The sequence below is a fragment of the Streptomyces sp. AgN23 genome (assembly GCF_001598115.1).
In the GTDB taxonomy this organism is placed as follows: Bacteria; Actinomycetota; Actinomycetes; order Streptomycetales; family Streptomycetaceae; genus Streptomyces; species Streptomyces antimycoticus.
On the sequence record NZ_CP007153.1, the window covers coordinates 4,312,864 to 4,332,729 of the forward strand.

A 19,866-nucleotide genomic window follows, 5' to 3' on the forward strand; every position below is an offset into this window, starting at 1 on the left:
GGATGACGGACATTCACAACCTGACAGCCGTTCAACTCATCGAGCTCTATGCCTCCGGCGAGCTCTCCCCGGTCGAGGCGACCCGTGCCGTCCTCCACCGGATCGAGCAGATACAGCCGGAGGTGAACGCCTTCAGCCGGGTGGACGCCGAGGGCGCGCTGCGGCAGGCGGAGGAGTCCGCCGAGCGGTGGCGGCGCGGGACCCCCGCGGGCCTGGTGGACGGGGTTCCGGTGTCGGTGAAGGACATCCTGCTGCTGCGCGGCGCGCCCACGCTGCGCGGTTCGCGGACCGTACGGCCCGAGGGCCAGGCGTGGGACGAGGACGCGCCCTCGGTGGCGCGGCTGCGCGAGCACGGCGCGGTGTTCGTGGGAAAGACGACGACCCCGGAGTTCGGCTGGAAGGGTGTCACCGACAGCCCGGTCTACGGGGTCACCGGCAATCCGTACGATCCCCAGCGGACCGCGGGCGGCTCCAGTGGCGGCAGCGCGGCCGCGGTCGCGCTGGGCGCGGGTCCGCTGAGCCTGGGGACGGACGGCGGGGGTTCGGTCCGTATCCCGGCGTCCTTCTGCGGCATCTTCGCGCTGAAACCCACCTATGGGCGGGTTCCGCTCTATCCGGCGAGCGCCTTCGGCACCCTGGCCCATGTGGGGCCGATGACCCGGGACGCGGCGGACGCGGCGCTGCTGATGGATGTGATCTCCGGTCCGGACTGGCGCGACTGGTCCCAGCTGGCGCCCTCCGGGGGCGGCTTCCAGGAGGCGCTCGCCCCCGGCGGAGGCGGGGTGGACGGGCTGCGGGTGGCCTACAGCCCCTCGCTCGGCGGTGCGGCCGTGGTCGACCCGGAGGTGGCCGCGGCGGTGCGGCGGGCGGTGGATCTGCTGGCGGAGCTGGGCGCCGTGGTCGAGGAGATCGACCCGGGGTTCGAGGATCCGGTGGAGGCGTTCCACACGCTGTGGTTCAGCGGCGCGGCCCGGGTGGTGCAGCCGCTGGGGGCGGAGGACTGGGAGCTGCTGGATCCGGGGCTGCGCGAGATCTGCGCCCAAGGGGCGTCGTACAGCGCGCTGGACTATCTGGCGGCCGTGGATGTGCGGATGGCCCTCGGCCATGCGATGGGACGGTTCCACTCCGCGTACGACCTGCTGGTCACCCCGACGCTGCCGATCACCGCGTTCGAGGCGGGGGTCGAGGTGCCCAAGGGCTCGGAGCACACCAGGTGGACGGGCTGGACGCCGTTCACCTACCCGTTCAACCTGACCCAGCAGCCCGCGGCGTCGGTGCCGTGCGGCCTCAGTGGCGCGGGTCTGCCGATCGGGGTGCAGCTGGTGGGCGCGCGCCACGCGGACACGCTGGTGCTGCGGGCGGCGCATGCGCTGTTCGAGGCCGGGCTGGCGGGCACGGTGCGCCCCACGGCGGCCTGAGGCGCCTGACTCGCGCGGCCGGGCCGGGGCGGAGCCGCCCCGGCCCGGTCCGTGCGCTACGCCGAGCGGAAGCCGAGGGCCGCCACCGGCGAAAGCCGAAGCTCTCCGCCCGGCGGAAACCGACGGCCCCCGCCCGGCGGAAGCCGCGAACTACGCCCGGCGGAAGCCGAGGTCTACGCCCTGCGGAAGCTGAGGGTCTCCCCCAGGGCCCCGGCGCGCCACAGGTCCTGGCAGGCGTCGGCCATCCGGTCGAGGCCGTCGACCACCGAGCCCCAGACGATCCCGGGCACCCAGCCCGCGTCACCGTTGATCAGCAGGTTGTTCCGCTCGTAGAAGAGTGCCAGGTCGACGACCTGCTGCCGTCCCTGATGCTTGGCGTCGGTCTCGTATCCGTACGACTTGGTCCCGAGCTGGGTGTCCGTGAAGGTGAAGTAACACAGGTCACCGGGGATCGGGGTGATCGTCGGGTTCTCCAGGGGCGGCTCCTCGGGAGCGAAGGGGGGCAGCAGCGCATAGATCTCATTGCGCGCGTACTTCGCGTGATATACGTCACCCCCCAGCGGTAGTGCGTTCCACACCGCCTCGCAGGTGATCGGCGCACGCTCGTCGAGGAGCTTGGCCGTGCAGCTCACCCCGCGCTTCTCGAGCGAGACCTCGATGAACCGGTCGGCTCGGTCAACCATCGACTTTCCTCCAGGTCGCTTCGGAACCAGTCCTGCCGTAGGGGGCCTACCCAGGCATCGGCTATATCAAGGGCCGGAAACAGCCTGCATACATTTGCTGGAGTCGGGTAGCCGCGCGCCCATGGCTCCACCACGTGAGAAAGACACCGATAGCAGAGAAATAGCGAAAATGGGACCCAGTCGCCGCTCTCTTCTCGCCGGCGGCGCGGCCCTGGGTCTGCTGGGCGCGGCCGGCTGCAGCCGGGTGTCCGGCTCCGGCGCCGAGGACGGGGGCAATGTGCTGGAGCGACTGCGGTCGCAAGGCACGGTCCGACTGGGAATAGCGGGGGAGATCCCATTCGGCTATATCGACAAAAACGGTGAGTTCACCGGCGAGGCGCCGGAGATCGCGAAGGTTATCTTCAAGCGGCTGGGGGTGCCCAAGGTCCAGCCGGTGCCGACCGAGTTCGGCTCACTCATCCCGGGACTTCGCTCGCAGCAGTTCGACGTGGTCTCGGCGGGGATGTACATCAACCCGGACCGCTGCGCCCAGGTGATCTTCTCCGACCCCGACTACCGCATGCGTGACGCGTTCATCGTGCGCAAGGGAAACCCCAAGAACCTCCACAACTACGAGGACATCGTCAAGCAGAAGGCCAAAATGGCCACCGGTACCGCATATGCCGAGATCGGCTACGCGGAGGCCGTCGGGATCAAGCAGAGCGACATGCTGATCCTCCCCGACCAGCTCGCCGGGCTGCTGGCCGTGGAACAGGGCCGGGCCGATGTCTTCGCGGGCACGACCGTGACCGTCCACAACGTGGTGAAGCAGCGGAACAGCCAGCGGGCCGAGGCCACCGAGCCGTTCCAGGCGTACGTCGACGGCAAACCGGACATCGGTGCCGGCGGCTTCGCCTTCCGGCCGGAGGAGACCAAGCTCCGGGACGCCTTCAATGTCGAGTTGCACAAGATGAAGAAGAGCGGCGAGCTGTTGCGCATCGTGCGGCCCTTCGGCTTCACCAAGGAAGAGATGACCGATCTGACCGCCAAGGAGCTGTGCTCATGACGGCCGGACTGTGGGAAAACTGGCTTCTTCCGGGCGTCTGGATCACCATTCAGCTCACCCTGTTCAGCGCGGTCTTCGCGGCCGCCGTGGCGTTCGGCATCGGGATCGCCCGCACCTCCCGGCTGTGGATCGTCCGCTTTCTGACCGGCTTCTATGTGGAGATCTTCCGCGGCACCTCGGCCCTGGTGCTGATGTTCTGGCTGTTCTTCGTGATGCCACTGGCCTTCGGGTACCAACTGGTGTCGATGTGGGCGGCGGTGCTGGCGCTGGGCCTCACCTACGGGGCGTACGGCTCGGAGATCGTGCGCGGCGCGATTGCCTCGGTGGCCCCGGCGCAGCGTGAGGCGGCCATCGCACTCAGCTTCACCCCCGCGCAGCGAATGCGCCGGGTGATCCTGCCGCAGGCGATCCCGGAGATGATCCCGCCCTTCAACAATCTGCTGATCGAGCTGTTGAAGGCGACCGCCCTGGTCTCCGCGGTGAGCGTCGCCGACATCACCTTCGCCGCCCAGCTCTCGCGGCTGGCGACCGGCGACAGCCTGGAGATCTACGCGATCATCCTGGTCCTCTACTTCGTGTTGGCCTTCGTCCTCACCCGGCTGATGCGGCTGCTGGAACGGCGCGCCAAGGCGGGCATCGGCCAGGCTCCGGTGAAGTCCGGCAAGGGCCCGCTGGTCACCCGGAAGCTGTCCGCGCGCCAGGAGTCCGAGCAGTCGTCCAACATCATCACCGGAGGTGCCCAGTGACCTGGAACTGGGATGTGGCCAAGGACTTCCTCCCCGAGCTGGGCCGCGGACTGCTGATCACCCTGGAGGCGACCGCGCTGGGCTCGATCCTGGCGTTCGCGCTCGGCCTGGTGTGGGCGATGGCCTTCCGCTCGCCGACCCGCTTCGTGCGCTGGCCGGTGGCGGCGGTCGTGGAGTTCACCCGCAACACCCCGCTGCTGGTCCAGCTCTTCTTCTTCTACTACGTGCTGCCGACCTGGGACATCAAGTTCTCGGCGCTCACCACCGGCGTGATCGCGCTCGGCCTGCACTACTCGACGTACACCGCCGAGGTCTACCGGGCCGGTATCGACGGTGTGCCCAAGGGGCAGTGGGAGGCGGCGACCGCGCTCAGCCTCTCCCGCGGCCGTACCTGGACCGCGGTGATCCTGCCGCAGGCCATCCGCCGGGTGGTGCCCGCCCTGGGCAACTACGTCATCGCGATGCTGAAGGACTCCCCGATGCTCGCGCTGATCGGCGTCGTCGACATGCTGCAGAAGGCGCGCGCGGAAGGCGCGTCGTCCTTCCAGTACATCGAGCCCTACACGATGGTCGGCATCGCCTTCATCGTCATCGCCTATCCGGCTTCCCTTCTGATGCGAGCCCTGGAGCGTCGTCTTGGCCACTGAAACCGACCACACGAATCCTGCCGTGGACGGCAGTGAACTGATCCGCTTCGACCAGGTGACCAAGCGCTTCGGCAGCAATACGGTCCTGGACAACCTCGACTTCTCGGTGTCCTCCGGCAAGCACGTCACCCTGATCGGCCCCTCGGGATCGGGCAAGACCACGATCCTGCGGCTGCTGATGACGCTGATCAAGCCGGACGAGGGCACGATCAAGGTCGACGGCGACTACCTCACGCATGAGGACAGAGGCGGCTCGCTGGTCCCGGCGGGCGAGAAGCACACCCGTGAGGTGCGCAAGAAGATCGGGATGGTCTTCCAGCAGTTCAACCTCTTCCCCAATATGCGGGTGCTGCGGAACATCACCGAGGCCCCGGTGCATGTGCTCGGCCTGAGCAAGGACGAGGCCGAGACCCGCGCCCGGGAGCTGCTCGACCTGGTCGGGCTCGGCGACAAGTGCGACGCGTACCCGACGCAGCTCTCCGGCGGGCAGCAGCAGCGGGTGGCGATCGCCCGGGCGCTGGCGATGCGGCCGCAGGTGATGCTGCTGGACGAGGTGACCTCGGCGCTGGACCCGGAGCTGGTGGCCGGGGTGCTGGATGTGCTGCGCGACATCGCTCATACGACGGACATCACCATGCTGTGCGTGACGCATGAGATGAACTTCGCCCGGGATATCTCCGACGATGTGCTGATGTTCGACGCGGGCCGGGTGATCGAGTCCGGGCCGCCGGAGAAGATCTTCACCGAGCCGGAGCACGAGCGGACGAGGGAGTTCCTGAGCGCGGTTCTCTAGATCGCCCGGCCCTGGCCGGGCCACGACCGGCACTGCCCCCGCGAGCCGCTTGCGGGGGCATGCCTATGTCATATGCCACAGAAATACGCCCCTGCTGACCGGGCTGTAGCGCCCCGGCAATATCCTCAACAGCCGATCCGGATAAGCCCCTTGGCGGTTATCGTGATACAAAGCCACGCCAACCTGCGAGGGGGGAGACCGTGGCGCTCAGGCCCGAGCCGACCGCGCCGTTCCACTCGGTGCGGCACGCCCTCCGGATCCTGGAGGTCGTCGCCAAACACTCGTCCGGCGTCAGCGACATCATGATCGCCCGGGAGACCCGGCTGCCGGCCCACCAGCTCGCCGATCTGCTGCTGATGCTGCGCCGCGAGGGCTATGTGGAGCAGATCGCCGACGGCGCCTATGCCGGCGGAATCTCCCTGGCCCTGCTGGGCTCCGCCGGCCCCGGCCGCGGCCACGCCGTCCAGGACAAGCTCCAGCGCTCCCTCACCGCGCTGCGCGACTCGGTGGGCGCGGCGGTCTATCTCAGCCGCTATGTGGACGGCGAAATCAAGATCACGCAGTATGCGGACGGACCGCGGACGCCCAAGGTCAACGAGTGGGTGGACTTCCGCTCCGCCGCCCATGCGATGGCGCTCGGCAAATGCCTGCTCACCCAGCTCGACCACGACAGCCGACGCGATCACCTCGCCCGCCACAAGACGGTGCGGCTCACCTCCCGGACCACCACCAACGAGAAGGCGCTGTTCCGCAAGCTGGACAGCCAGCCCGCCACCGTGCCCGTGCTCGACCTGCAGGAATACGCGATCGGCACGGTCTGTGCGGCGGTCCCGGTCAGCGCCGGCCGCTCGGTGGGCTGTCTGGCCCTCTCGCTCCCCCTTGCCCATGCCCACCGGCTGCGCCAAGCCGCCGACGCCCTCAACCGTGAGGCGGCCCCGATGCTGCTCTCCCTCTCCATCTGAGCCGGGCCCCCGGCCCCAGCCGCCCCGGAGGGAGCCCCGGCCGCCCCCGAAGGAGCCCCAGCCGCTCGGAGGGCCCCGCTATGCCCCGGAAGGCGATGGTCAAAACCACCCTCCCGGACCAGGTAGTATTTACTTCGTCAGCAGGCGCCGCTAGCTCAGTTGGTTAGAGCAGCTGACTCTTAATCAGCGGGTCCGGGGTTCGAGTCCCTGGCGGCGCACAACTGATCAAGCGGATGGCCCGGGTGCTCAAGAGCCCCGGGCCATTCAGCGTGCCGCCCCGCCCCGCACCTCGAGCGAGTCCAGCAGCTCGCCCGTGGCGGCGGCAATCGCCTCGACGGCCTTGTCGAACGCCTCCGCGTTATGCGCGGCCGGCCGGCGGAAGCCGGAGATCTTGCGGACGTACTGCAGCGCCGCGGCGCGCATATCGTCCTCGGTGACCGCTTCGGCGTACGGCGGGCGGAGTGTCTTGATGGATCTGCACATACTGACGACGGTACGCCGGGGGTCCGACAGTCCCTAGGCCGTGGGCGCGCCGCCCAGGACGAACGCGCGGATCAGGTCGGCCAGCGGCCCCGGCTGGTCCGCGGGGATCAGGGTGTAGCTGTCGGGGATCTCCACCAGGCTGCCGTGCGGAAGCAGACCGGCCAGGCGCAGGCCGTGCTCGGGGGGCATGACACGGTCCTCGGAGGCCCAGGCCACCAGGGCGGGGCGGTCGAAGGTGCGCAGCGCGTCGGCCCAGCGGAGCAGCTCCTCCACCGGTGGCACCCCGAGAACGTATTTCCGCAGGTCACGGCGGATCTCCGGGGAAGTCCACAGCGGCTGGAACCAGGCATCCATCACCTTCCGGTCCACTGGGCGCTTGGTCATCCACCCCCAGGTGATCGGAAGCCGCCGCAGGGGCTCCATCTTCAGCAGCTTGAAGGCGACGTTGAGCCCGCCGGGCAGCTTCGCGGCCATCACCAGATTCCGGCCGGGCAGCCCGGGCGGGAAGTTCTCGAACGCCTCGCAGGAGGTGATCACCAGTCGGCCGATGCGCCGGGCGCGGCCGTCGGCGATCAGCGCCTGGGCCCCGCCCCAGTCGTTCATGGCCAGCGTGACGTCCGTAAGGTCGAGCCGTTCCAGGAACTCGGCGACCAGCCGGGCCACCCCGAGCACCGACAGATCCGCGTCGGGCCGCATCGCGCGGCGGTGTCCGCCCAGGGGGAGGGTGGGGACGACACAGCGGATGTCGGGGCCCAGCTCGGCGACCACATCGCGCCACAGCGAGCCGTTCATGGCGACCCCGTGCAACAGGACCGCGACGGGCCCCTCGCCTCCCGTGTCCTCGTACTCGACGGTGCCCGCCGAGAGTTCCACCTCGAGATGCGGCATGGCGCCGACTGTACCCGGGCCGCTCAGCCCAGGGGCAGACCGGCCACGGTCACCACCGGCCGCGCCGGGCCACCGGGCGCGGTCTCGTTCCGTACGGCGACCGCGGCGTGGTAGCCGGGCGGTGCCCCGATGTCGGCGAAGGCCCAGCCGCTGGGCCCGGACGGCGCGTCGGCGGGGGCCAGCCCCTCGGCGAGACCCACATGGTGGGCGCTGATCCCGCCCGGCAGCCCGGTGCCGATGCCCTTGAGGTATGCCTCCTTACGGACCCAGCAGCCCAGGAACGCCTCCGCGCGCAGCCCTTCCGGAAGCGCGTCGATCGCCGCCCGCTCCTCCGGGTGCAGCTGCCCGATCAGCCCCGTCAGCCGGGTCCCGGTGCGCTCGGGGTCCCGCTCCTCGACATCGGCGCCCACGGGCACCCCGGCGACGGCGCACAGGGCGGCGTCCCCGGAGTGGGAGAGGGAGAAGTGCAGCGAGTCCTCGCCCGCGATGGCCGGACGGCCGTGCGGCTTGTCGCAGTCCGGCATTCCGCAGGTCTCCCGGACGAACGCGACCTCGGCGGGGGCAATGCCGAGATAGCCGCCGAGCAGCGTCCGCAGCCCCACATGGGAGGTGACATAGCGCTCGCGCAGCAGGTCGGTCCGCAGCCTCCCCGCGCGCTCGCGCTCCCGCTCGTCCAGCATGCCCTCCGCGACGGCGACGGCAGCGGCGGCACAGGGCGGTATCCGCAGCAGCCACACGGCCACCTCACCGGGGCCGGGACGGTCTCCGGGAGTGGGCAGGGCGCCGACCGGAGCCCATTGCCGGGGCTCTTGTGCGGGCTGAACCGGGCTGGTGAAGGACACTGTTCGCTTCCCCCGTGCTATCGGCCGATGATGCGCTCGCTGTGGACGTACTGACGGTACAACGGGGCGCGCGGCGCGCCGTGGGCCCCCCGCCGTCCGAACGTGCCACCACACCCCGTTCCCGCGTCCCCAACGCCCTTGCCGCGCGGCGGCGTTGCCGATCACGGACACCCGGTGACTTCGGCCACGTTCGCCTCCCGGCCGACGCGGTCACCTGCCCGTCCGCACTACGATCGCGCACGTCCGGGCACGAGCGGTGATAGGGGTTTGACGACCATGGCGACGGGATTCCTGGCCAAGGCGGCTTCGGCGGTGACCCTCCCGGTGGCACCGTTGTACGGCGCCTTCCTCTCGTACATGATCTACCACCCGCCCCGCAGACCGCATCACAAGAAGCCCGCCGACCTGGGGCTGACCAGCACGGATGTCAACGTTCCGCTGAACGGTCAGCAGGGGCGCGGACTGCATGTCTGGCTCATCCCCGGCGACACCGAGCGGGTCGTGGTCCTCGGACACGGCCTGGGGCTGAGCAAGTCCGCGAGCCTGGCGCAGGCGCGGCTGCTCAGCGAGGCCGGCTATACGGTCGCGATGTTCGACCACCGCAACCACGGTAAGAGCGTCGCGGACCGGGCGGGCTGGGGCATGAGCGACCGTCACACCGACGATGTCGTCGCCGTGGTGCGGCATATGCGGTCGATGGACGAGTACGCCACGGCGCGCATCGCGATCTACGGCTTCTCCATCTCGACCTTCCCCTCCTTCTACATGCTCAAGAGGGAGGACTGCCCGGTCGACGCGGTGATCTTCGACAGCGGTCCGGCGCTGGAGCTGGCCCCGCTGTTCCGGAACTTCGTCGCGGCCGGCGGCGTGCCCATCCCCGGCCCGCTGGGCACCGGCCCCTCCCGCACGGTCGTCGAGACGGTCGCCTCGTCGGCCGCCGTGGCGATGCTGCGGGTGCAGTGGCCCCCGCCGCTCGGCGGCGCGTACGAGCGCACCCCGATGCTCTTTCTGACCGGTGAACTCGACACCATGATCCCCGCGTCCGGGGTGCGGGCGCTGGCCGAGCGCTATCCGCTGGCCGAGGTGCACACCCTGCCGGACACCGAGCATCTGCAGGGGATCAAGACCCAGCCGGAGACATACGCGGAGACCGTCCTGGGCTTCCTGGAGCGGACGCTCAAGGACTGACCTCCGGGACCGGCTCCAAGGGCCGACCTCAAGGACTGAACGTGGCGGGCTCCGCTCGGAGCCCGCCGTAAGGGTGCCATCGCGGCGGGTCAGTCCTTGAGTTCGCAGATCACGGCGCCCGCGCTGACCGAGGCGCCGACATTCGCGTTCAGGCTCTTGACGGTGCCCGCGCGGTGGGCGTTGAGGGGCTGTTCCATCTTCATGGCCTCCAGGACGACGATGAGGTCGCCCTCGGCCACGGTGTCGCCCTCGTCCACGGCGACCTTGACGATGGTGCCCTGCATCGGGGAGGCCAGGGCGTCGCCGGAGGCGGCGGAGCCGGACTTCTTGACCGCCTTGCGCTTCGGCTTCTTGGTCCCCGCGACCTCCCCGGGCGACACCGCCAGGCCGAGGACCGCCGGAAGCGAGATCTCCAGCCGCTTGCCGCCGACCTCCACCACGACGGTCTCACGGGCGGTGGGCTCGTCGGCCTCGTCCATCCCGGTCGGAGCGAAGGGGGCGATGGTGTTGTTGAACTCGGTCTCGATCCAGCGGGTGTGGATCGTGAACGGTTCGCTGGTGAACGCCGGGTCCACCACCACGGCCTGGTGGAACGGGATCGCGGTGGCCATGCCCTCGACCTGGAACTCGGCCAGGGCGCGGGCGGCGCGCTGCAGGGCCTGGGTGCGGGTGGCGCCGGTGACGATCAGCTTGGCCAGCAGCGAGTCCCACGCCGGGCCGATGACGCTGCCGGACTCCACGCCCGCGTCCAGCCGCACACCGGGCCCGGCGGGCGGGACGAAGGAGGTCACGGTGCCGGGGGCGGGCAGGAAGTTGCGGCCCGGGTCCTCGCCGTTGATGCGGAACTCGAAGGAGTGGCCGCGCATCGGCGGGTCGTCGTACCCCAGCTTCTCCCCGTCGGCGATGCGGAACATCTCCCGGACCAGGTCGATGCCGGTGACCTCTTCGGTGACCGGGTGTTCCACCTGGAGACGGGTGTTGACCTCGAGGAAGGAGATGGTGCCGTCGTTGCCGACGAGGAACTCGACGGTGCCGGCGCCCACATAGCCGGCTTCCTTGAGGATGGCCTTGGAGGCGGCGTAGAGCTGGTCGTTCTGCTCCTGGGTCAGGAACGGGGCCGGGGCCTCTTCGACGAGCTTTTGGTGGCGGCGCTGGAGGGAGCAGTCACGGGTGGAGACGACCACCACGTTGCCGTGGGTGTCGGCCAGGCACTGGGTCTCCACATGGCGGGGCTTGTCGAGGTAGCGCTCGACGAAGCACTCCCCGCGGCCGAACGCCGCCACGGCCTCGCGGACGGCGGAGTCGTAGAGCTCGGGGACTTCTTCCATGGTGCGGGCGACCTTCAGGCCGCGGCCGCCGCCGCCGAAGGCGGCTTTGATGGCGATGGGCAGGCCGTGCTGTTCGGCGAAGGCCACGACCTCGTCCGCGCCGGAGACCGGGTCGGGGGTGCCGGCGACCAGGGGGGCGCCGGCGCGCTGGGCGATGTGGCGGGCGGCGACCTTGTCGCCCAGGTCGCGGATGGCGTGCGGCGGGGGGCCGATCCAGGTCAGGCCCGCGTCGAGGACGGCCTGGGCGAATTCGGCGTTCTCGGAGAGGAATCCGTAGCCGGGGTGGACGGCGTCGGCGCCGGATTCGGCGGCCGCGGCCAGGACCTTGGCCTGGTCGAGATAGCTGGCTGCCGGGGTGTCACCGCCCAGCGCATAGGCTTCATCGGCCGCGCGCACATGACATGCGTCCCGGTCCGGATCGGCGTAGACGGCTACGCTCGCGATCCCGGCATCCCGGCAGGCACGGGCAACACGGACAGCGATCTCGCCACGATTGGCGATGAGCACCTTCTGCATGCTCTCTCTTCCCTCTTCCGAAAAGTTCCGTCCCGGGAGGGACGGTCAAGGTTGCTACCCCAGGGCCCGCTCAAGGAAATCCAGCACCACGCTCGCGTAGCCTTCAGGATCGGTCTCCAGCCCGAGCAGATGCTCGGCTCCCGGCAGGACGTGCGTCTCGGCCTGGGCATAGCGCTCGGCCAGCGCGTCCACCGAGGAAGGCGGCACGATCGCATCGTGCTCGCCCGACATGAACAACAGGGGGATCTTGGCGAACTTGCCCGTCGCGGGCGGGGGCCACTGGGCCCGGAGCATGGCCGGGCCCACCGCGCACAGCGTCCGCGCCACCACCGAACGGGCCGGCTCGCCCTTCAGCACAGCGGGCAGCGGCAGCGCCTCCGCCTCCAGGAACTTGCGCAGCAGCGGCGGGACGTCGTGCCCCGGCCCGCTGTCACACACCAGCGCGTCAAGTTCGAATCCGTCGTGCGTCAGCGCCCACATGGACGAGAAGCACGAGAACGAGAAGCCGTAGAAGGCTATCCGCGCCGTGCCGTACCCCCGCTGGTCGCGCAGGTGGGACACCACGGCGGTGACATCGCTCGCGAACCGGTCACCGAGCCCGAACAGCGCCCGGTCGTCGCTGCTGGCCCCGTGGTTGCGGTGGTCGAACAGACAGACGGTGTACCCGGCGTCGTGCAGGAACTTCGCATGGCGCAGGCTGTGGTCCTTCGCCGTGGCCATGCTGTGCCCGAGCACCACCACCTTCTCGGGGGACGCCGGGCACAGCCAGGTGTCCAGGTGCTTCCGCGCCGCGAACGGCACCTTCAGCTCCGTACAGGGCAGCCCGTGGTCCCGTGGGTGCTCCCGCTGTTCCCGGCGCCGCGGATGGAAGGCCAGATACGCCAGCGAGGCCCCGTACAGCGGGGCGATCGGCAGGGCCGCGGCCGAGAGGGCGCGGGCTCCCAGGGAGGGAGAGCGCGCCGACGTCTGGCGTGGCTCGGGCATCTGCGGCCTCCAGGAGGGGGAGTGTCCGTCGGCGGTCAGGGCGTTCTCGTCTCGGTCGCGGCGGGCGGTGGACGGGCGGTCGGGACGGGCGGTCGGACGGGCGACAACGTGTGAACGAGCGGGCGGGCGAAGAGTCAGCCACAGCCTCCGGCATGGCCCGGATCGGCCGACCGGGCGGCCGCGAAGTCGGTGTCCGACGGCACGGCGGCGGGCGTGTCCCGGGAGCGGGGGCCGGACCGGTCACCGGAGCCCGGGCGCGGCCCGGAGCCGGAGCGGACCGCGTCGACGAAGGCCGGCAGCCGGTCCACGCCCCAGAACTTGTCATAGCCGTGGGTGAAGAACGGCACGCCGAACGCCCCGGCGTCGCTGAGCGCGAGCAGGGCCTGGAGTCCCCGGCCGCCGCGCAGCTCCTCGTCATCGGCCGCTGCCGCCGCCCGGTCGGCCGGAAGCCCCAGCTCACCGGCGATGGCCGCGATGGTCGTACGGTCGCAGATGTCGCGGCCCTCCTGCCAGCGCGCCCGGTAGACGCGCTCGATGTAGTCGGGGCCGAGCCCCGCGTCCAGCGCCAGGAAGTACGGCAGATGCGGCACCTCCCAGACCGGGTCGAGATCCACCGGCCAGTTGACCGCGAGGCCGCGGCCGGTCGTCAGCCGGCGCACATCCTGGAGGATATAGAGATGCTTCTCCCGGGACATCGCCGTATACGGAAAGTGATGGCGTTGTTCGGCCATACGGCGCTCACCATCCGCGTCCGGTTCCCACCAGGGGTGCCATTCCACCGCCTGTGCGACATCCGGATAGCGGTCCATCAGGTCACGGTAGGCGATCCAGCTGTACGGGCTGCGGAAATTGAAATAGAAGCGCGGTACTTTGCTGCGCTTGGCTGCCACGTCCGTACCTCCTCGCTCGTCCGTCTCGTGCATGACGCTCATTGAGCGGCCCTCAGCCGCCGAACACCGCTCGGTCAAAGGTGCCGACGGCGCCCGTCAGAGGACGATGCCGCCATCGACCTGGAACACCGCTCCGGTCACATACTCCGCTCCGACCAGGTACCCGACCATGTCGGCGACCTCCTCCGGACGGCCGAAGCGGCGCAGTGGGATGCTCTGCTCCGCCTCCTTGCGCACCCGTTCGGAAAGCTCCGCCGTCATATCGGTCTCGACGAAGCCGGGCGCCACCACATTGGCCCGTATGCCATACCGTCCGACCTCCTTGGCGAGCGACTTGGTGAAGCCGATGATCCCCGCTTTGGAGGCCGCGTAATTGCTCTGGGTCGCATTGCCGTGGATCCCGGCGGCCGACGAGATGTTGATGACGCATCCGGACTTGCGTTTCATCATTCCGAACACCACGGAACGGCACAGGTGATAGGTGCCGTCCAGGTTGACCTCCAGAACGTCCCGCCACTCCTCGTCCTTCATCAGCAGCAGCGGATTGTCCCGGGTGATCCCGGCGGAGGTGACCACGACGTCGACCGGGCCGAGCGACTCCTCGGTGAAGGCGACCAGTTCGCGCACCGCGCCCGCGTCGCGGACGTCCGTCTGCCGGCCGATCACCCGCCCGCCGCCGTGCCGCGCCGCCTCCTCCTCCAGCTCACGGGCGGCATCGGGGCTGGAGTGATGGCAGAACGCCACGTCGAAGCCGTCCCGGGCCAGCCGCAGCACGGTGGACCGGCCAATGCCGCGGGAGCCGCCGGAGACCAGCGCGACGCGCCGCGTCGGCTCGTTGTCACCGGATGCGCGGCCCGTGTCGTCGGATATTCGGTCGGACATACGGTGAGGTCCTTCTCCCGGAGGTGGTGTCGGTCAGAGGGGGTCGGGCACAGGAGGGTCGGGCACGGGCGGCGCGGCCGCCGGCGGGCCGGTCACGGGCGAGGCGGTCACGGGCGGGGCGTCCAGGTCGGAGGCCGGGCGCATGGTCATCGTCAGCCGCCCGATGGTGAGGACGGTCTCCTTCCCGACCAGGCTCTCGCCCTCGAAGACGAAGGTCTCGCCGACCTGGCGGGCCAATCGCACATGATGCTCCACCACATCGCCCGGCACCACCGGGCGGTGGAACTCGGCGTCGGTGATGCCGCCGAGCAGCATCGCCTTGCCCTTGCGTACATCGGGGTTGGGCCGGTCCCAGGCCACCAGCACCCCGGCCACATGGCACCAGGACTCGATGAGCACCGTCCACGGATAGTGGTAGTCCTCCGCGGACGCGGTGTCCGGCATCCCCTCGTACCAGGGTTCATTGCAGGTGACCGCCTTCAGCCCGCTCGCCCGCTCGCCCGGCACCAGCTCGGTGACCCGGTCGATCAGCAGCATGGGGTAGCGGTGCGGCAGCACCCGCTTGATCTCATCGACGGTGATCATCCGGCGTCCGCTCCTCGGCCCTGGTCTCTCCGCTCCCCCGCCCCGGCCTCCGCGCCCCGGACGTCCCGGTTCTCGAAGCGCAGCCTTATCTGCGCGGCGGGGCCGCGCCCGGTGGCCGCCGAGGCCCGGCAGCGCACCGCCCCGTCCTTGCGCGACCAGACGTATTCGCTGGTCAGCTCGTCTCCGGGGTAGACCGGGCTGAGGAAGCGGGAGGACTCGACGGCCGCCAGGACCCAGCGCCCGCCCGGTTCGCGCTCCGGCAGCGTGGCGAGGGCGCCGCGCTGGACGTACTCCACGACACATACGCCGGGGAAGATGGCGAACCCCGGGAAGTGCCCGGCGAACACCTTCTCCGACGCGCCGACCACGGCCACGCACCGGGCGGGCCGCTCACCGGGGACGCCGGGGTCCACGACCTCCACGGTGCCGTCGACCGGCCCGCACGCGGCCGCCGTCATCTCACTTCTCCAGCTTCGAGGCGAGCAGGTCGTGCACCTTGCGGAGCGTGGTGATGTCCTTCATCTCCCGCTCCGCCAGCTTCACCGAGTACTTCTTCTCCAGGACGACCATGACCTCGAGGGCCATGAGGGAGTCCACGCCCAGCGTCTTGACGAAGTCGGCGTCGTCGGTGACGTCCTCCTCGTCCACATCGAGCACATCCGCGACGAAGGTGCGCAGTTCGTCCATGTCCAGGGCGGCGATGGCGTCGGCCATGCGGGGGTCTCCTTCCGCTCTCAAAGGGTGAGGCTCAGCGGGGTTCGGGGGTTCCGGATGTTTCCGGGTTTTCGGGGGCTTCAGGGGCTTCGGGGGCGGCGAGCTTGGCGAGGGCGGCGGCCGACTCGACCGGGACGGTGAGCGCGCCCTTCGCGATCCGGCGGATCATGCCGGTGAGCTGGCGCCCGGGACCCAGCTCCACGAACCGGGTGCATCCCAGATCATCGGCGAGCGTGCGCACGCTCTCCTCCCAGCGCACCGGGCTGGTGAGCTGGTTCAGTTCGAGCTCCCGCCAGTGCTCGCCGCTCGCGTACGGGCGGGCGTCCACGTTGGCGACGACCGGAAGGTGCTCGGCGGCGAAGTGCACGGCGGCCAGGGCCTCGCGCACGTCGTCGGCGGCCGAGGCCATCAGCGGGCTGTGGAAGGCGCCGCCGACGGCGAGCCGGATCACCTTGCCCTCGTTCTCGAGGGCCAGTTCGGCGAGCCGGTCCACGGCCTCGGCGGTGCCCGAGAGCACGATGGCGCCGGGTGCGTTGACATTGGCGATCCAGACCTGGCCGCCGTCCTCCTGGACCTGGGTGACCAGCGCCTCCACGGTCTCGGGGCCGAGCCGCACCACGGCGGCCATGGTGCCGGGCGACCGCTCGGCGCATGCGCGCATGGCCCGGCCGCGGGCGGCGACCAAGCGGGCGGTGTCGGCGAGCGGCAGGGCCCCGGCGGCGTGGAGCGCGGTGTACTCGCCCAGGCTGTGCCCGGCGCAGGCCACCACATCGCCCAGCAGTCCGGCCGCCTCCGCCTCGCGGTGGGCGAGCACCTCCGTGGTGAAGACGGCGATCTGGGCGAGATCGGTGCGGCGCAGCGTCTCGTCGTCGGTCTTCAGCAGGAGTTCCTCGACGTCGATACCGGAGTACTCCGATACCTCGGCCACCAGCCCCCAGGAGGCGGTGTCCCGCCACGTCTGGCCCATGCCCGCCTTCTGGGCGCCCTGCCCGGGGAAGACCAGCGCCGTACGGGGCGCCGTGCCGTCGAGGGCGCCGCCCGTCGTCTCTCGGTCCGTCATCTCAACCAGCTCCTTCAGCTCAGGGGGCGGTCGGCCCGTCACCGGATCCGCAGCAGGGCCGCACCGACCACGCCGTCCCGGTCCACGGTGGTGACCAGGGCGGTATCGCCATTTTTCAGAGGCTCGATTCGCCTCCGGGGCGCTTCAGCCTCCCCCAGCTGCCGCTGGGAGGTGCCCCCTGTCGACGGACGACCGTGCTCGGCCATCGCCAGGACGGCGGCGATCTGGAAGGCCGCCGCGGCGGCGCAGGTGTCCCCGACGGTGTCGGCGGCAGTGATCCGCGGCGGCTCCGCATCCCCGAGGGCGTCGGCGAGGGCGGCGCGCTCGGCCTCCCCCTCGGCGCCGGGGGCTCCGGAGTCGGCGACGGCCCTCAGCTCGCCGGGGGTCACGGCGGTGCGGTCCAGCAGCCGGCCGATCGCCTCGGCGAGCACCGTACGGGCCTGCGTCGCGTCCGCCGCGCAGCCGAACTCCAGGCCCAGGACCTCGGCGAGCGGCTTACGGCCGTGTTCGCGCGCCGAGGCGTCGGGCTCCAGCAGCCACACGGCCGCGCCCTCCCCGAGCACGGCGGCGCTGTCGGCGCTCTCCTCATCCGTGCGGGCGTGCCACTCCAGCCAGGCGCGGGCGGAGGAGAACTCCTCGACCGCCCCGCACAGCACGGCCTGAGCCCGCCCGGCGCGCTGCAGCCGCAGCGCGTACCGGAGGGCGAGCAGTCCGGTGGCGCGGCCGCCCGCGATGGTGGTGTTGGGGCCCTTGAGCCCGTGCCAGATGGCGGACTGCCCGGCCGCGCAGTTCATCACGGTGTTGGGGAACCGGGCCGGGTCCACGTAGAAGGGCTTCTCCCCCACCAGCGAGTCCCGGGTGAAGTCCATGATGCTCTGGGCGGAGCCGGTGCTGGTGCCGAGCGCCAGGCCGGTGTCCTCGCCCACCCCCGGCAGCCGCTCGGCCTCGTCGTGCTCGCGCTCGCCGGTCAGCAGATGGCGGATCGCGGTGACGGCCAGTCCGGTGGCCCGGTCCATCGAGCGGGTGCCCTTACGGCCGAGGATCTGCCGGATGTGGAAGTCGGGCACGAGGCTCGCCTCGCGGAACGGCACCGACCACTCCTCGGGGTCCAGCGGACGGCCGGCCGCGCGGCCGGACCGCAGGGCCGCGGTGAAGTCGGCCCCGCGCAGTCCCAGGGGCGATACGGCGGTCCAGGCCGAGATGACCGGGGCTGCCCCGCCGGGGGCGTTGACCATGGGTTCGGGTACTCCTTCGGTAGAGGCCCGGGGGCCGTGGGAGGGGCGGGTCACAGGAACCACACCTGTTCGTAGGAGGGCCAGCGCGCGGCGAGGTCGTCGCCCTCGATGACGCGTACGCCGGGCAGCAGCCGCTCGGCGGCGGTGCGGCCGAGCGCGGCCAGGCCGTCCTCCTCGACCAGCACGGTCACCCCGGCGGCCAGCAGCTTCGCCACGGAGGCCGGTGGATGGGGCAGGGTGTCCAGGGTGCGGGTGCCCAGACGCAGCGAGGGCCGCGGGCCCGTGTCGAGGGCGTAGCCGACGGCGGGGCCGCGCAGCGCCACATCGCAGCCGCCGCTCTGCCGGTGCAGATCGGGCACGCAGTACAGCACGTCGGCGTACTGGGTCTCGATCGAGCCCCGGTACGCCTTCTCCACGATCAGCAGCCAGCGCGCCTGGTCGCCCATGGCTCAGCACACCCCCATGAGCAGGCTCTTGTCCGCCGCGTTCACATGCTCGGCGAAGACGAAGGGGGCCCGCGTGCGCACCTGTGGTATCTGGTCGGCGGCGCCCCGCTCCTCGGCGCAGAAGCGGCACACGTACCAGTACAGCCGGTCGGGGTGATCCTCGATCAGCTCGCGGACGACGCGGGCGGTGGACGGATGCTCGCGCCCCAGGTCGGTGTAGTCGCGCGGTTTGGTGTCGCCGAGGGCCGCACCGGTCAGCCGGGTGGCGTCGCCGCAGGTCCAGATCTGCACCCTGGCCCCCCGGGCGAGCAGCGCGGACGCCAGCCGCAGCGCCGAGGTGACCAGGTCGCTCTGGTGGGGCGCGCCGAAGAGGTTGAGCAGCACCTCGGTACGGGGAACGGGCCTGGGCATCAGTGCCACACCGCCCTGACCCGCGGTTCCAGCAGCTTGGCGGCCACGTCGTCCATCTCCACCAGCCGCGCCCGGGGCGTCAGATCGGCGGCGGGCAGCGCGCGCTGGGCGGCGGAGAAGGAGTCCACCCACAGCTCGCCGCCGTCGCCGAGGAACGTCTCGATGCTTGGGGCGGCGCCGGGGACGGCGGCGGTCACACCGTTCTCCACGAGGAACAGCACCACCTGGTGGCCGTCCCTGACCAGCCGCGCGGCGTCGCCGAGGAACCGTTCACAGGCGGGTCCGGTCTGCGGCCCGCCCGTCTCGATCAGCAGATGGGCCGTCATGTCAACAGCTCACCCCCGTCCACGCCGATCACATTGCCGGTGATCCAGGAGGAGTCGGTGCGCGAGAGCAGCGAGACGGCTTCGGCGACGTCCTCGGGGCGGGTCAGCCGCCGGTGCGGATTGAGGTCCCGCGCGTGGACGGCGAGCCGGTCACTGCCGGGGATGCGCTCCATGGACGGGGTCGGGGTCACCCCGGCGCGCAGCGCGTTGACGGCGATACCGGAGGGGGCGAGCTCCAGGGCGAGCTGGCGTACGTGGGACTCCAGGGCGGCCTTGGCCGCGGAGACGGCGCCGTAGTGGGGCATCACCCGGGTGCCCCCGGCGCTGGTCATCGCGTACACCTTGGCGCCCTCGCGCAGCAGCCCCGCGGTGAACAGGTCCTGGGTCCAGTAGACGAGGGAGTGCGCCATCACGTCGAGCGTCATGTTCATCTGGCGGGCGGTCAGGCTGTCCTCGCCCTCGGCGCCGACGTACGGCAGCAGGGTGCCGAAGGCCAGGGAGTGCACCACGATCCGGATGCCCGTGCCGCCGGTCAGCTCCTCGAACCGGGGCAGCAGCTCCTCGCGGGTGCGGGCGGAGGCGGCGTTGGCGTTGAAGAAGTGGGCCTCGACGCCGTGGCCGCGCATCTCCTCCCGGGCGACGGCGGCCTTCTCCTGGCCGTCGGTGGTGTCGAAGTGGACGCCCAGGATGTGGACGCCCTCGCGGGCCAGTTCATGGGCGATGGCCAGGCCCATTCCGCTGGAGGCGCCCAGGACCAGGCACCAGGAACCTTCGAGTCGGGTGATCATCGGCCG

At 70.9% G+C, this 19,866-nt stretch carries 24 protein-coding genes and 1 tRNA gene; 8 read left to right on the forward strand and 17 right to left on the reverse strand.

What is annotated here, in order from left to right:
• Positions 1–2 precede the first annotated feature (2 nt).
• A complete protein-coding gene (locus AS97_RS18435; RefSeq protein ID WP_210565294.1) occupies positions 3–1,418 on the forward strand; it encodes an amidase in 1,416 nt (471 codons plus the stop codon).
• A 173-nt stretch (positions 1,419–1,591) separates the two neighbouring features.
• Here AS97_RS18435 and AS97_RS18440 read toward each other — a convergent pair whose 3' ends face one another.
• Positions 1,592–2,101, reverse strand: a complete 510-nt coding sequence (locus AS97_RS18440) for a DUF3830 family protein (protein WP_059142030.1) — start codon at positions 2,099–2,101, stop codon at positions 1,592–1,594.
• Between the two features lie 169 nt (positions 2,102–2,270).
• On the opposite strand from AS97_RS18440, the gene ehuB reads away from it, so the two are divergent.
• The 6 genes from ehuB to AS97_RS18470 all read left to right on the forward strand — a co-directional run bounded on the left by ehuB (position 2,271) and on the right by AS97_RS18470 (position 6,512).
• Entirely contained in the window at positions 2,271–3,146 is an 876-nt protein-coding gene (gene ehuB, locus AS97_RS18445) for an ectoine/hydroxyectoine ABC transporter substrate-binding protein EhuB (RefSeq protein WP_247204412.1), read from the forward strand.
• Complete coding sequence (gene ehuC, locus AS97_RS18450; protein WP_059142028.1) at positions 3,143–3,892, forward strand: ectoine/hydroxyectoine ABC transporter permease subunit EhuC; 750 nt, start codon at positions 3,143–3,145, stop codon at positions 3,890–3,892. Before ehuB ends, ehuC begins: the two co-directional genes overlap by 4 nt.
• Complete coding sequence (gene ehuD, locus AS97_RS18455) at positions 3,889–4,539, forward strand: ectoine/hydroxyectoine ABC transporter permease subunit EhuD (RefSeq protein WP_059142027.1); 651 nt, start codon at positions 3,889–3,891, stop codon at positions 4,537–4,539. Before ehuC ends, ehuD begins: the two co-directional genes overlap by 4 nt.
• Positions 4,540–4,561: 22 nt before the next feature.
• Positions 4,562–5,332, forward strand: a complete 771-nt coding sequence (gene ehuA, locus AS97_RS18460; RefSeq protein WP_059142026.1) for an ectoine/hydroxyectoine ABC transporter ATP-binding protein EhuA — start codon at positions 4,562–4,564, stop codon at positions 5,330–5,332.
• Between the two features lie 200 nt (positions 5,333–5,532).
• The gene (locus tag AS97_RS18465) at positions 5,533–6,294 is read left to right on the forward strand and encodes an IclR family transcriptional regulator C-terminal domain-containing protein (protein ID WP_059142025.1); all 762 of its coding nucleotides are present in this window, start codon (positions 5,533–5,535) and stop codon (positions 6,292–6,294) included.
• Positions 6,295–6,438: 144 nt separating this feature from the next.
• Positions 6,439–6,512 (forward strand) — tRNA-Lys (locus AS97_RS18470).
• A 46-nt stretch (positions 6,513–6,558) separates the two neighbouring features.
• Here the strand turns inward: AS97_RS18470 and AS97_RS18475 are convergent.
• From AS97_RS18475 to AS97_RS18485, 3 genes are read right to left on the reverse strand one after another with little or no spacing between them, the layout of a single operon-like run.
• Positions 6,559–6,777, reverse strand: a complete 219-nt coding sequence (locus AS97_RS18475) for a DUF2277 domain-containing protein (RefSeq protein WP_059142024.1) — start codon at positions 6,775–6,777, stop codon at positions 6,559–6,561.
• A gap of 33 nt (positions 6,778–6,810) precedes the next feature.
• Entirely contained in the window at positions 6,811–7,665 is an 855-nt protein-coding gene (locus AS97_RS18480; RefSeq protein ID WP_210565296.1) for an alpha/beta hydrolase, read from the reverse strand.
• 23 nt (positions 7,666–7,688) lie between these two features.
• Complete coding sequence (locus tag AS97_RS18485) at positions 7,689–8,507, reverse strand: 4'-phosphopantetheinyl transferase superfamily protein (protein ID WP_210565297.1); 819 nt, start codon at positions 8,505–8,507, stop codon at positions 7,689–7,691.
• Between the two features lie 276 nt (positions 8,508–8,783).
• On the opposite strand from AS97_RS18485, the gene AS97_RS18490 reads away from it, so the two are divergent.
• Entirely contained in the window at positions 8,784–9,695 is a 912-nt protein-coding gene (locus AS97_RS18490; RefSeq protein WP_059142022.1) for an alpha/beta fold hydrolase, read from the forward strand.
• Positions 9,696–9,784: 89 nt separating this feature from the next.
• Here AS97_RS18490 and AS97_RS18495 read toward each other — a convergent pair whose 3' ends face one another.
• From AS97_RS18495 to AS97_RS18555, 13 genes are all read right to left on the reverse strand, one after another.
• Positions 9,785–11,539, reverse strand: coding sequence for a biotin carboxylase N-terminal domain-containing protein (locus AS97_RS18495; RefSeq protein ID WP_210565298.1), 1,755 nt, complete (start codon positions 11,537–11,539; stop codon positions 9,785–9,787).
• 54 nt (positions 11,540–11,593) lie between these two features.
• Positions 11,594–12,523 (reverse strand): alpha/beta fold hydrolase, encoded by a 930-nt coding sequence (locus AS97_RS18500; protein WP_059148455.1) that lies wholly within the window; start codon positions 12,521–12,523, stop codon positions 11,594–11,596.
• Between the two features lie 134 nt (positions 12,524–12,657).
• The gene (locus tag AS97_RS18505) at positions 12,658–13,413 is read right to left on the reverse strand and encodes a DsbA family protein (RefSeq protein WP_236670208.1); all 756 of its coding nucleotides are present in this window, start codon (positions 13,411–13,413) and stop codon (positions 12,658–12,660) included.
• 96 nt (positions 13,414–13,509) lie between these two features.
• Entirely contained in the window at positions 13,510–14,295 is a 786-nt protein-coding gene (gene fabG, locus AS97_RS18510; RefSeq protein WP_059148457.1) for a 3-oxoacyl-ACP reductase FabG, read from the reverse strand.
• A gap of 33 nt (positions 14,296–14,328) precedes the next feature.
• Positions 14,329–14,880, reverse strand: a complete 552-nt coding sequence (locus AS97_RS18515; protein ID WP_210565299.1) for a beta-hydroxyacyl-ACP dehydratase — start codon at positions 14,878–14,880, stop codon at positions 14,329–14,331.
• The gene (locus tag AS97_RS18520) at positions 14,877–15,338 is read right to left on the reverse strand and encodes a 3-hydroxyacyl-ACP dehydratase (RefSeq protein ID WP_210565300.1); all 462 of its coding nucleotides are present in this window, start codon (positions 15,336–15,338) and stop codon (positions 14,877–14,879) included. The genes AS97_RS18515 and AS97_RS18520 overlap by 4 nt, the downstream gene beginning before the upstream one ends.
• Position 15,339: 1 nt before the next feature.
• Positions 15,340–15,594, reverse strand: coding sequence for an acyl carrier protein (locus AS97_RS18525; protein WP_059148460.1), 255 nt, complete (start codon positions 15,592–15,594; stop codon positions 15,340–15,342).
• A 34-nt stretch (positions 15,595–15,628) separates the two neighbouring features.
• Entirely contained in the window at positions 15,629–16,654 is a 1,026-nt protein-coding gene (locus AS97_RS18530; RefSeq protein ID WP_210565301.1) for an ACP S-malonyltransferase, read from the reverse strand.
• Positions 16,655–16,692: 38 nt separating this feature from the next.
• Positions 16,693–17,889 (reverse strand): beta-ketoacyl synthase N-terminal-like domain-containing protein, encoded by a 1,197-nt coding sequence (locus AS97_RS18535; protein ID WP_210565302.1) that lies wholly within the window; start codon positions 17,887–17,889, stop codon positions 16,693–16,695.
• 50 nt (positions 17,890–17,939) lie between these two features.
• Positions 17,940–18,335, reverse strand: coding sequence for a hypothetical protein (locus AS97_RS18540; RefSeq protein ID WP_059148463.1), 396 nt, complete (start codon positions 18,333–18,335; stop codon positions 17,940–17,942).
• A gap of 3 nt (positions 18,336–18,338) precedes the next feature.
• Entirely contained in the window at positions 18,339–18,746 is a 408-nt protein-coding gene (locus AS97_RS18545; RefSeq protein ID WP_125758832.1) for a DsrE family protein, read from the reverse strand.
• On the reverse strand, positions 18,746–19,072 hold the full coding sequence (locus AS97_RS18550) for a DsrE family protein (protein WP_125758834.1): 327 nt from the start codon (positions 19,070–19,072) through the stop codon (positions 18,746–18,748). The genes AS97_RS18545 and AS97_RS18550 overlap by 1 nt, the downstream gene beginning before the upstream one ends.
• Positions 19,069–19,860 (reverse strand): SDR family oxidoreductase, encoded by a 792-nt coding sequence (locus AS97_RS18555; protein ID WP_059148466.1) that lies wholly within the window; start codon positions 19,858–19,860, stop codon positions 19,069–19,071. Before AS97_RS18555 ends, AS97_RS18550 begins: the two co-directional genes overlap by 4 nt.
• Positions 19,861–19,866 lie beyond the last annotated feature (6 nt).

Coding starts and splice junctions, on each gene's coding strand:
- AS97_RS18525 (WP_059148460.1), bottom strand. CDS start 15,594: ATGGCCGACGCCATCGCCGCCCTGGACATGGACGAACTGCGCACCTTC.
- AS97_RS18475 (WP_059142024.1), bottom strand. CDS start 6,777: ATGTGCAGATCCATCAAGACACTCCGCCCGCCGTACGCCGAAGCGGTC.
- AS97_RS18530 (WP_210565301.1), bottom strand. CDS start 16,654: ATGACGGACCGAGAGACGACGGGCGGCGCCCTCGACGGCACGGCGCCC.
- ehuB (WP_247204412.1), top strand. CDS start 2,271: ATGGGACCCAGTCGCCGCTCTCTTCTCGCCGGCGGCGCGGCCCTGGGT.
- AS97_RS18435 (WP_210565294.1), top strand. CDS start 3: ATGACGGACATTCACAACCTGACAGCCGTTCAACTCATCGAGCTCTAT.
- AS97_RS18555 (WP_059148466.1), bottom strand. CDS start 19,860: ATGATCACCCGACTCGAAGGTTCCTGGTGCCTGGTCCTGGGCGCCTCC.
- AS97_RS18535 (WP_210565302.1), bottom strand. CDS start 17,889: ATGGTCAACGCCCCCGGCGGGGCAGCCCCGGTCATCTCGGCCTGGACC.
- AS97_RS18440 (WP_059142030.1), bottom strand. CDS start 2,101: ATGGTTGACCGAGCCGACCGGTTCATCGAGGTCTCGCTCGAGAAGCGC.
- ehuC (WP_059142028.1), top strand. CDS start 3,143: ATGACGGCCGGACTGTGGGAAAACTGGCTTCTTCCGGGCGTCTGGATC.
- AS97_RS18540 (WP_059148463.1), bottom strand. CDS start 18,335: ATGGGCGACCAGGCGCGCTGGCTGCTGATCGTGGAGAAGGCGTACCGG.
- AS97_RS18520 (WP_210565300.1), bottom strand. CDS start 15,338: ATGACGGCGGCCGCGTGCGGGCCGGTCGACGGCACCGTGGAGGTCGTG.
- AS97_RS18500 (WP_059148455.1), bottom strand. CDS start 12,523: ATGCCCGAGCCACGCCAGACGTCGGCGCGCTCTCCCTCCCTGGGAGCC.
- fabG (WP_059148457.1), bottom strand. CDS start 14,295: ATGTCCGACCGAATATCCGACGACACGGGCCGCGCATCCGGTGACAAC.
- AS97_RS18550 (WP_125758834.1), bottom strand. CDS start 19,072: ATGACGGCCCATCTGCTGATCGAGACGGGCGGGCCGCAGACCGGACCC.
- AS97_RS18495 (WP_210565298.1), bottom strand. CDS start 11,539: ATGCAGAAGGTGCTCATCGCCAATCGTGGCGAGATCGCTGTCCGTGTT.
- AS97_RS18480 (WP_210565296.1), bottom strand. CDS start 7,665: ATGCCGCATCTCGAGGTGGAACTCTCGGCGGGCACCGTCGAGTACGAG.
- AS97_RS18515 (WP_210565299.1), bottom strand. CDS start 14,880: ATGATCACCGTCGATGAGATCAAGCGGGTGCTGCCGCACCGCTACCCC.
- AS97_RS18490 (WP_059142022.1), top strand. CDS start 8,784: ATGGCGACGGGATTCCTGGCCAAGGCGGCTTCGGCGGTGACCCTCCCG.
- AS97_RS18545 (WP_125758832.1), bottom strand. CDS start 18,746: ATGCCCAGGCCCGTTCCCCGTACCGAGGTGCTGCTCAACCTCTTCGGC.